The organism is Micromonospora sp. NBC_01405 (assembly GCF_045040155.1).
Classification (GTDB): Bacteria; Actinomycetota; Actinomycetes; order Mycobacteriales; family Micromonosporaceae; genus Micromonospora.
Map to the genome: position 1 here is coordinate 5,150,096 of NZ_CP109532.1, position 9,431 is coordinate 5,159,526.

5 protein-coding genes are annotated in these 9,431 nt (G+C 71.4%); 1 reads left to right on the forward strand and 4 read right to left on the reverse strand.

Features of this window, described 5'->3' with window-relative positions:
- Window positions 1-4: 4 nt before the first annotated feature.
- The 4 genes from OG559_RS22505 to OG559_RS22520 all read right to left on the reverse strand — a co-directional run bounded on the left by OG559_RS22505 (window position 5) and on the right by OG559_RS22520 (window position 7,678).
- Window positions 5-1,240, reverse strand: a complete 1,236-nt coding sequence (locus tag OG559_RS22505; protein ID WP_405106647.1) for a helix-turn-helix transcriptional regulator — start codon at window positions 1,238-1,240, stop codon at window positions 5-7.
- A 530-nt stretch (window positions 1,241-1,770) separates the two neighbouring features.
- Window positions 1,771-2,520 carry a 3-oxoacyl-ACP reductase FabG gene (gene fabG, locus OG559_RS22510; protein ID WP_405106649.1) on the reverse strand — a complete coding sequence of 250 codons (750 nt, stop codon included), beginning with the start codon at window positions 2,518-2,520 and terminating at the stop codon, window positions 1,771-1,773.
- Window positions 2,517-3,746, reverse strand: coding sequence for a cytochrome P450 (locus tag OG559_RS22515; protein ID WP_405106651.1), 1,230 nt, complete (start codon window positions 3,744-3,746; stop codon window positions 2,517-2,519). The genes fabG and OG559_RS22515 overlap by 4 nt, the downstream gene beginning before the upstream one ends.
- Window positions 3,743-7,678 (reverse strand): amino acid adenylation domain-containing protein, encoded by a 3,936-nt coding sequence (locus OG559_RS22520; protein WP_405106653.1) that lies wholly within the window; start codon window positions 7,676-7,678, stop codon window positions 3,743-3,745. Before OG559_RS22520 ends, OG559_RS22515 begins: the two co-directional genes overlap by 4 nt.
- Before the next feature lie 230 nt (window positions 7,679-7,908).
- Here OG559_RS22520 and OG559_RS22525 point away from each other — a divergent pair, with 230 nt between their 5' ends.
- Window positions 7,909-9,408 carry a bifunctional 3-(3-hydroxy-phenyl)propionate/3-hydroxycinnamic acid hydroxylase gene (locus OG559_RS22525; RefSeq protein WP_405106655.1) on the forward strand — a complete coding sequence of 500 codons (1,500 nt, stop codon included), beginning with the start codon at window positions 7,909-7,911 and terminating at the stop codon, window positions 9,406-9,408.
- Window positions 9,409-9,431: the final 23 nt, after the last annotated feature.

Genomic DNA, 9,431 nt, shown 5'->3' on the forward strand with positions numbered 1-9,431 from the left:
GAACTCAACTCGGGCAGCTGGGCGACCCGGAATCGCTGTGCATACCGTCCGCGAGTTCGTTCCACATGACCGCCAGCTCCAGCCGGGACTTGACGCCGATCTTCTGGAATATCTTCCGGAGGTGGAACGCCACGGTGTGCCGGGAGAGGAACATCTGTGCCGCTGCCTGCCCGTTGGTGAGGCCGATGGAGACCAGCCGGGCCACGGCATATTCGGTATCGGTCAGACCGGGAATACCGCTGGACGGCCAGAATCTCGCCTGCGACTCCGGGTTGGATTTGATACCTCGCAGCTTGCTCCGGACGCGGGAGGAATCCCGCAGCGACCCCATCTCGGCGAACGATCGCATGGCCAGATCGAGGTTCTTCACCGCCTCCGGGTTCTCCTCGTCGTCCTCGGCCAGGACCAGGCCGATGTCCTCGATCGCCAGCGCGCGCGCCCACGGATCGGTGTGGGCCTCGGCGGCCATGCGGATCTCCTCGACATCCCGGGCCAGGAGGCCCGCCGCGTGTGCCGCTGCCGCGCGTAGTTCGGGAATGTCGGGATTCTCGGTGGCGACCCGCTCGGACAACTGCACGCCGCGGCCGGCCAGGGCGGTCTGCCCCTGGCTGATCAGGAGCCGGACCAGCCACGGGATCGCGGCGGGCTCGTCGGCGAGCAGGGAACAGACTGCCGCTTCCGACTCGAGCACCTTGCCGGCGAGCGAGGCGGCCTGCTCCGGGCCCTTCTCCGCTTCGGCGATCTGAATGACGATCCACATGGCCTGACCGGTGGGCAGGATTTCGCGGCCGAAAACCGCGTCCTCCTTCAGCTGATTTGCATGATGAATGCTCTTCAACAAATCGCCGCATCGCAATGCTGTTGTGGCCAGGATGGCGTTGCCGAGTGGCGTCCAGGTCGTCTGATTAGCCTCGTTCGCCAGCTGCATTCCGATTTTTGACTGGCTGGCCGCACCTGGGATGTCGCCGTTCGCAAGTTTAATCTTTGCTTCGACCAGTGTGGCGATGGCGGCAGATTTGCGATGCTCGATCAACGCGGGGCTGGCGCGTACCTCATCGATGATCTGCTGTGCCGCGCCGGTCCGCCGGATCAGGGTGTAGAGCAGCGCCTGTTGCAGGCGCGCGTGCAGGGAACAGGGTTCGCCGCACCGATCGCAACGGGCCAGGGTGGCGGCCTCGGTGTAGGAGAGGCCCAGGCTGAGGTCGCCGGAGCGCCAGCTCGCCCGGGCCTGCGCGAGCATCTGAACGATTAGGCAATTGTCGGAAGAAGTGCCGTGGGAATCGTTCCGGGCAGACTTTGCTCGCCGTGACCTGATCAAAGACAATCCCCCAAATTGATCATGCGATCCGGGCGGGTCATCTATTACTCGCCGCCCACAGCCAGGCGGCCTTGCCCACCGCGGTGCGCTTCCGACGTTACCATCGAAATAGATGAATAGAACACTGTTTTTTACTGCTGGAGGCCAAATTCCCGGGGTGTTGCGGGGCGCGGTCGGCCGCCCGATCGCAAAGGTGCTGGTCAGCGCGTCGACGGCGCGTACGTGTGGCCGGCGATCAGATCGCGGACCATGACCGGTGAGGCCGATTCATCTGAGTATCACTCACGTTGGCAGTTCGATGTCCGTCAAATGTGCTGGGGTGCTTCGTCCGCGGTGACGGCCGATGCACCTCGATCCACGGCGCGGGACAGGCGGCGAGCGCGTCGCGCAGGCTCCACCCGGCCGGTTCGCGGGCCACTACCCGGTTTGACAGTGTCGAGTGGAGGCGCTGGTCAGCAGACCGGTCCACCGGCGACATGGATGATCTGGCCGGACACGAACGACGCGTGGTCGCTCGCCAGGAAGGCCACCATGTCGGCGATGTCCCTCGGCTGACCGACCCGGCGCAGCGGAATCGTCGCCGCGGCCTGCGCCTGGTGCTCCTCGACCGTACGGCCGGCCTGCGCCGCCAGCGCCGCGGTCATCTCGGTGGCCACGTAGCCGGGCGCCACGGCGTTGACGGTGACGTTCAGCGGGCCGAGTTCCAGGGCCAGCGTCTTGGTCAGGCCCTCGATCCCGGCCTTCGCCGCCGAGTAGTTGGCCTGGCCGACGTTGCCGACCGCGGCGATGCTCGACAGGTTCACCACGCGGCCCCAGCCGAGCTTGACCATGTGCTCGGCGACCGCGTGCGTCATCAGGAACGTGCCGCGCAGGTTCACGTTGATGACCAGGTCCCAGTCGGTCGGCGAGAGATAGAAGAGCAGGTTGTCCCGGGTGGTGCCGGCGTTGTTGACCAGGATGCCGGGCGGCCCGAGCCGGTCGACGACCTCGTCGACCGCCGTGCGGACCGAGTCGGCGTCGCTCACGTCGACCCCGATGGCCGTGGCGCGGCCGCCCGCCCGGTCGAGGCTGGCGGCGGCGGCCTCCGCAGCCGCCGGATCGATGTCGAGGACGGCGACATCGATGCCGTCCTCGATCAGCCGGCCGGCCACCGCGGCACCGATGCCCCGGGCCGATCCGGTGACGATGGCGACGCGGTTCACGCCGGCTCGGGCGTCAGCGCGACCGGTAGCGAGCTCATGCCGTGCAGGATGCTGGAGTAGATCCACCGCTCCGGCCCGGTCTGTTTGGCGGACGACACGAGCGTACGCAGCGAGTCGAGCACCTCCTCCACCTCGATACGCGCCAGCGTGTGCCCCAGGCAGATGTGCGAGCCGAAGGCGAAGGTGAGGTGCTTGTTCGGCGTACGGCCGAGGACGAGGCGGTCCGGATCGGCGAAGACCTCGGGATCCCGGTTGGCCGAGGAGATCCAGACGCTGACGATGTCGCCCTTCTTGACCGGCTGCCCGTTGACCACGGTGTCGCCGGAGGCCTTACGTCCGCCGTGCAACGAGGGAACGGTCCAGCGGAGCACCTCGTTGGCGGCGGTGTCGAGGCCCACGGTGCCCTCCTTGAGGGCGCGCCACTGGTCCGGCCACTCGATCAGTGCCTGGAGGCCGCCGGAGATGGCATGACGTCCGGTCTCGTCCCCGCCGATGATCAGCCCGTAGCAGTTGGACATCAGGTCGGCGTCGCTCAGTGGGCGACCGCCGACCTGGCAGTTGGCCAGCAGGCTGACCACGTCGTCGGAGTCACTGCCGCGCCGGGTCTGCGCCAGGTCGGCGAAGTAGAGCAGGATCTCGCTCTTGGCCTGCCAGCTCTCCTGCGGCGGGGCGTCCGCGTAGTCGGAGCTCCACGCGTGCGAGGTGAGCCCGAGCAGATAGCGGCGGTCCGCCTCGGGCACGTCCATCAGACCGCAGATGGCGCCCAGCGGAACGTTCGCGGACACGTCATGGACGAAATCGCACTCGCCCTTGTCGATCGCCGCCCGGACCAGGTCGTCGATCGTCCGCCGGATCGCCTCGCGGATGCTCTTGAGCCGGCGGGGGGAGAACGCCGCGTTCAGCACGTTGCGCAACTGGGTGTGCTTGTCGCCGTCGGTCACCGCGAGCATGGAGCCGGACGCGGAGTCGCCACCGGTGAGCAGGGTCGCCAGCGCGTTGCCGCCCTCGGTGGTGAAGTGTTCCTTGTCGCGGTAGACCGTCATCGCGTCGGAGTAGCGGGTGAAGACCCAGAAGCCGGGACGGTCACCCTTGGGCGGGTGCCAGTAGTGGGGCCGCTCCTCGCGGAGCGCGCGCCACACCTCGGAAAGTTCGTTCTCGGCGTGCAGCACCGGGTCGGCGAGGTCGAGCGAATCGAGGAGCTCAGGGCTGACTTCTGGGCGGGTCATCGGCGGCCTTCCACGTGAGGAGTCGGGGCGGGCGAGGACGGCAGCGAGGTCGCCACCGAGGCGAGGGCACCGATCGTGGGGTTCCCCATGATCTCCGCGGGGGAGATGGCCAACCCAGCCTCGCGAGCGCGCCGGATCAGCGAGATGGCCAGCATGCTGTCGCCGCCGAGCGCGAAGAAGTCGCTGTCGACACCGACCTCGGCGGCCTCCAGCAACTCCTGGAAGATGGCGACCAGCGCGCGCTCCGCAGGGGTACGCGGGGCCTCCCGCGCAGGACTGTCCTGTTCGGCCACTTCGGGAAGCGCGGCCAGGTCGAGTTTGCCGTTCGGCGTCACCGGAAGGGCCTCGACGACGACGTACCCGGTCGGCACCATGTGCTCCGGCAACCGGCGTGCGGCGTGCTCGCGGAGGTGCTCGCGGGCGGGCGCCTCCCCGTCGGCGGCCACGACCCAGGCGACCAGCCGGGCGCGGCCGGTGCCGTCCTCGCGTACGCCGACCACCGCGCGGGCGACCGCGGGAAGTTCCTCGAGCACCGCCGCCACCTCGCGCGGCTCGATCCGGAAGCCCCGCAGTTTGATCTGGTCGTCGGCCCGGCCGTGGAAGTCCAGGTTGCCGTCGTCGCGCCAGGAGGCGACGTCGCCGGTGCGGTACATCCGGCTGCCGGGCGGGCTGAACGGGTCCGCCACGAAGCGTTCGGCCGTCAACGCGGGCCGGTTGAGGTAACCCCGGGCGACACCGGTTCCCGCTACGTAGAGCTCCCCACGGAATCCGGGTGGCACCGGCTGCAGCCCGGGACCGAGCACGTAGACGCGGGCACCGGCGATGGGCCGTCCGATCGGGGGACGGCCGTCTCCCGTGAGCGGCCCGCTCTGAGTGGCGCAGACGGTGACTTCGGTGGGCCCGTAAGCGTTGACCATCCGGCGGTTCGCGGACCACCGCGCGGCCAGCTCGGCCGGACATTCCTCGCCGGCGCTGATCAGGCCGCGGAGCCCGGGCACGGCTGCGCAGTCCATGCTGGACAGCGCCACCGGCGGGAGGATGGCGTGGGTGACCCGCCGCTCGACCAGGACCGCCGTCAGCGGTTCTCCGGCGAGGGGGCCCGGCGGCGGCACGACCACCGTCGCCCCCGCGGTGAGCGCGCCCATCAGCTCGGCGACGAACGCGTCGAAGCTCGGTGACGCGAACTGCAGCACCCGGGCGGTGCTGTCCAGTCCCAGGCCCTCGCGCTTGGTCGCGGCCAGGTTCGCCAGCCCGGTGTGGGTGACCACGACGCCCTTCGGCCGGCCGGTCGTGCCGGAGGTGTAGATGACGTACGCCGGATCGGCCAGTCCCGGGGTGACCCGCGGAGATTCGTCCGTCCGTTCGCCGATCCCCGGGTCGTCGACGAGGACGCGCGGCCAGGGACGGGTCAGTGCGAGGTCGGCCGACGCCGTCGTGCAGACCGCGATCGGGTCACAGTCCTCCAGCATGGCGGCGATCCGCTCTCGCGGATATCCCGGATCGACGGGGACGAAGGCGGCGCCGGTCCGCACGGTCGCCAGGAGCGCGGTGATCAGGTCCAGGGATCGTGGCAGCACGAGGGCCACCATCCGGCCCGGTGCCGCACCCGCCTCGGCGAGGGCCGCCGCGAGCCGTCCGGCACGGTGGTCGAGTTCGGCGTACGAGGTCACGACGCCGTCCTCGTCCACCGCAGGCTGCCCGGCGTGCTCGTCGACGGCGCGCTGCCACAGCCGGCCCAACGTCGCGGCGGGCTGCGGCTCTCGGAACGCGTTCCACTCGCGGAGCACCTGGCGGCGGGTGACCGGGTCGAGGAGGTCCAGCCCGGCGACCGGTTGGCCGGGCGCCTCGCGGAACGCGCGGAGCAGGCGCACGACCATGTCGAGGAGACGCCCCGCGAGTTCCGCGCCGATGCGCCGCGGGTCGGTGACCAGGGTCAGGACGAGTTCGCCCGCGTCACGGTCCACCCTGAGTTCGGCCGTGGGCGGCCGGACCGGATCGGGCGGCGGGTCCCCGGCACGGGTGAAGCTGACCGCGGTGTCGAACAACGCGTCCGCCGCGGCGTCGAGCACGGCCCGCCCCCGCGGTCCCAGCCGGGCGTGCCCGGCCGAGGTGGCCACGGCGTCCCCGACCCGGTCCAGGACGGCGCCGACCTCCTCGTCCGGCGCGACGTCCACCAGAAGCGGCCGGAGCCCGGCCCCGAAGACCACCGGAGAGCCCGCGCCCAGCAGGTGCAGCAGTACCGCCCAGACCCCGAGCAGCGTGTTCTCCACGGACGGGAACTCCGGGACCCGCCGGACGAGCGTCGGTACCCCGGCCGCGTCGTCGCCCGGCCGGGCGAGCCGGTCGCGCAGCAGGGAATCGCCGTCGACACCGTCCAGCGACGACTGCCAGAACCGCGCGCCCAGCGCCTGCTCCCGCAGCAGGTTGCGATCCGGCTTCGCCGATCCCAGCAGGGGCAGTTCGGGTCTGACCTCGATGTCCACCGGAGCATGGCGGTCGCCGATCGCGTCCGCCACGTACGCCCGCAGGTCGGCCGGTCGTGGCGTGCAGCCGGACGCCGGCGTCACCACCGCGTGGACCAGCGCCAGGCGGTCCTCGTCCTCGATCCCGAACACTGCCGCCTGGGCCACGTCCGCGTGCTCGAGGAGCGCACGCTCCACCGCCTCCGGGTAGATCCGGACGCCGTGGCCCTTCAGGACGCCGTCGAGCCGACCGTCGAGGGTCAGGTACCCCGACTCGTCGAGCCGTCCGACGTCGCCGGTGTGCACCCACCCGTCGCGGACCGTCCGCGCGGTCTGCTCCGGGTCGTTCCAGTAGTGGCTCATCGCCCATCCCCCGGACGAGCAGATCTCGCCGGCGACGCCCGGCGGGAGGACCCGGGCGTGGTCCTGCGGATCGCGGATGGTGATCCGGACGTTCGCCGGGGGCCGCCCGACGGTGCGGCGCAGGTCGGGGTCCAGGTGGTCCTCCGGGGTGAGCAGGCTGACCATGCCGGTCTCGCTCGTGCCGTAGACCTGGAACAGCACCGAATCGAGCGACTTGGCGGCGGCCGCCAGCCGCTCCGGCGCGGCCGGGCTCCCGGTGTAGAACACCTCGCGCAGGCTCGAGAGATCGTAGTCGTCGAACGCGCGGTGCTCGGTGAGGGCGTAGACCTGGGGAGAGGCGAGGACGAGCCGGGTGACGCGGTGCCGTTCGACGGCCCGGAGCACCGTCTCGGCGTCGAACCCGTGGTGCAGCACGACGCTGCCCCCGGCGATGATCGCGTCATCGGCGGAGAAACCGCTGGAGTGGGTCAGCGACCCGGTGATCAGGCAGACCGCCGGCCGGGCCCCGGCGGCGGCCGCGGCCATGTCGTTCTTGACGGCGAACGGCCAGCTGATGCCCTTCGGCCGTCCCGACGAGCCGCTGGTGAACGTCACCACGGCGATCTCCGGCGGCTCGGCCGTCGAGTCGTCGAACGGCGTCTCCGGGGGCCGGGTCATGTCCAGCACGTCCGGCCCGGACGGACCCGGGGCGGCGAGGGCGAACGCGGATCCGGCCGCGGCACGCAGCCCGCGCGCCCGGTCGAGGTTGTCCTGGTCCACCGCGAGCACCGCCGGCCGGAGGTCGGCGAGGATCTCGGCCTGGACCCGAGAACCCAGCTCGTCGCGGGGATCCGCGGCGTTGACCCCACGGATGTGGACCGCCGTCGCGCCGACGAGGTTCACCCCGTAGCGGTAGACCAGCGTGGCCGGCGTGTTGGGGCTGGTCAGCACGGCGACCGAGGTGCCGGGGCCGACACCGGCCGAGCGCATCCACGCGGCTGTCGTGCGGATCGCCCTGGCGAGGCGCTCGGCCGAGAACGGCTCGTCTCCGAGCGTGACGGGAACGGCGGCAGGATCGGCGTCGAGCCGGCCGAGGATCTGGCGGACGTAGTGGTCATGCCCCCGCAACGGTGATCTCCAATGCAGCTCGACGATCGCGGCCGACGGATCGGCCGCGAGGCTGGGCGCCGGCGCAGGCCAGGCCGTCGTGACGGTTTGCAGGGCAACGCTAGGTGCCGTGCCGGCCGTCGTGGATCCCTCGCGTTGACGGTGGTTGCCGGTGCCGGGTGCTGTTCCCCGCCGGCACTGTCAGGGCAAGCGATGGGGCACGCCGAGTCGCCTGCGTATGGTCGCGAGACATGGCTTCCCTGACCCCGCGCGCCGACGTCCTCGTGGTCGGCTGCGGTCCGAGCGGTGCCGTGCTCGCGAGCCTGCTGGCCCGCCGGGGCCGGCGGGTGACCGTGCTCGAGCGGCATCGGGAGGTCTTCGGGCTGCCCCGGGCCACCAGCTTCGACGGCGAGACCGCCCGTCTGCTGGCGGCGGCGGGTGTCGGCGCCGGCCTGCCCGGGATATCGGTGCCCGCGACCGGCTACCAGTGGCGCGGCGCGGACGGGCAGGTCCTCCTGGACATCGCCTTCAGCGAGGCCGGCCGGTACGGGTGGCCGGACGCCAACACGATGCACCAGCCCGCGCTGGAGCAACTGCTCGGCGCCGCGCTGGCGGCCGAACCCGGGGTCGAGGTCCGGCGTGGCCTGTCCGTCGTCGGCGTCAGCCAGACCGACGACGGCGTCACCGCGATCGCCGAGGACGAAACCGGCGCCACCCACACCTTCCGGGCCGGCTGGCTGGTCGGGTGCGACGGGGCCAACAGCGTCGTCCGCGAACTGGCCGCCGTGCCGATGACCGACCTGGGGTTCTCCTTCGAGTGGCTGCTGTGTGACGTCGCGCTGCACGAGCCCCGCGAGTTCGTACCGACGAACCTGCAGCTGTGCGACCCGGCCCGGCCGACGACGCTGGTGGGCAGCGGGCGCGACCGGAGGCGCTGGGAGTTCATGTGCCTGCCGGGGGAGTCCGCCGCCGAGCTGGACAACGTCGAGACGGCGTGGCGGCTGCTGGTGCCGCACGGGGTCACGCCACAGACGGCGACGCTGCTGCGGAGCGGGGTCTACCGATCTCATGCCCGGTGGGCTCAGCAGTGGCGGCAGGGCCGGGTTCTTCTCGCCGGGGACGCAGCCCATCTGATGCCTCCGTTCGCCGGCCAGGGCATGTGCTCGGGCATCCGCGACGTCAGCAACCTGGCGTGGAAGCTGGACCTGGTTCTCGGCGGCCGGGCCGACGAGCGGCTGCTCGACTCGTACACGATCGAGCGGCGCGGCCACACCAAGGCGGCCGTCGTCGCCTCGGTCAAGCTTGGCCGGGTCATCTGCGTGACCGATGCGGCCGCCGCGGCCGACCGCGACGCGGCCATCCGGGCCAACGGCGGTGGCCGCCGGACGTCACCACCCGAGGCGACACCGCTGGTCACCGGACTGATCCAGCCCGGGGGCGGTGACGTGATCGGCGCCGGCCGGTTCGACGACCTGATCGCGGCGGGCTTCTTGCTGATCACCACCGAGGAGTCGGACGCCGTCAGCGAGACCCAGCGCGCCTTGCTGTCCGGGCTCGGCGCCACCGTCGTCCACATCGGACCCGGCGAACAGGCGGACGGCGGGTACCTGGACTACCTGCGGGACCGGGGCGCGGCGTCCGTTCTGGTCCGGCCGGACTACCACGTCTACGGCACCGCTGCCGCGGGCGCGACGGCCGCGTTGGTGGAGGGTCTGCTCGACCGGCTGGGGCCGCATCGCCCGTCAGTCTGAAGGATCCCGGCCGCCCGGCCGCA

What these genes read in the sequence shown, in the direction of transcription:
- OG559_RS22505 (WP_405106647.1), bottom strand. Translation starts at nt 1,240, where the DNA reads ATGCTCGCGCAGGCCCGGGCGAGCTGGCGCTCCGGCGACCTCAGCCTG.
- OG559_RS22515 (WP_405106651.1), bottom strand. Translation starts at nt 3,746, where the DNA reads ATGACCCGCCCAGAAGTCAGCCCTGAGCTCCTCGATTCGCTCGACCTC.
- OG559_RS22525 (WP_405106655.1), top strand. Translation starts at nt 7,909, where the DNA reads ATGGCTTCCCTGACCCCGCGCGCCGACGTCCTCGTGGTCGGCTGCGGT.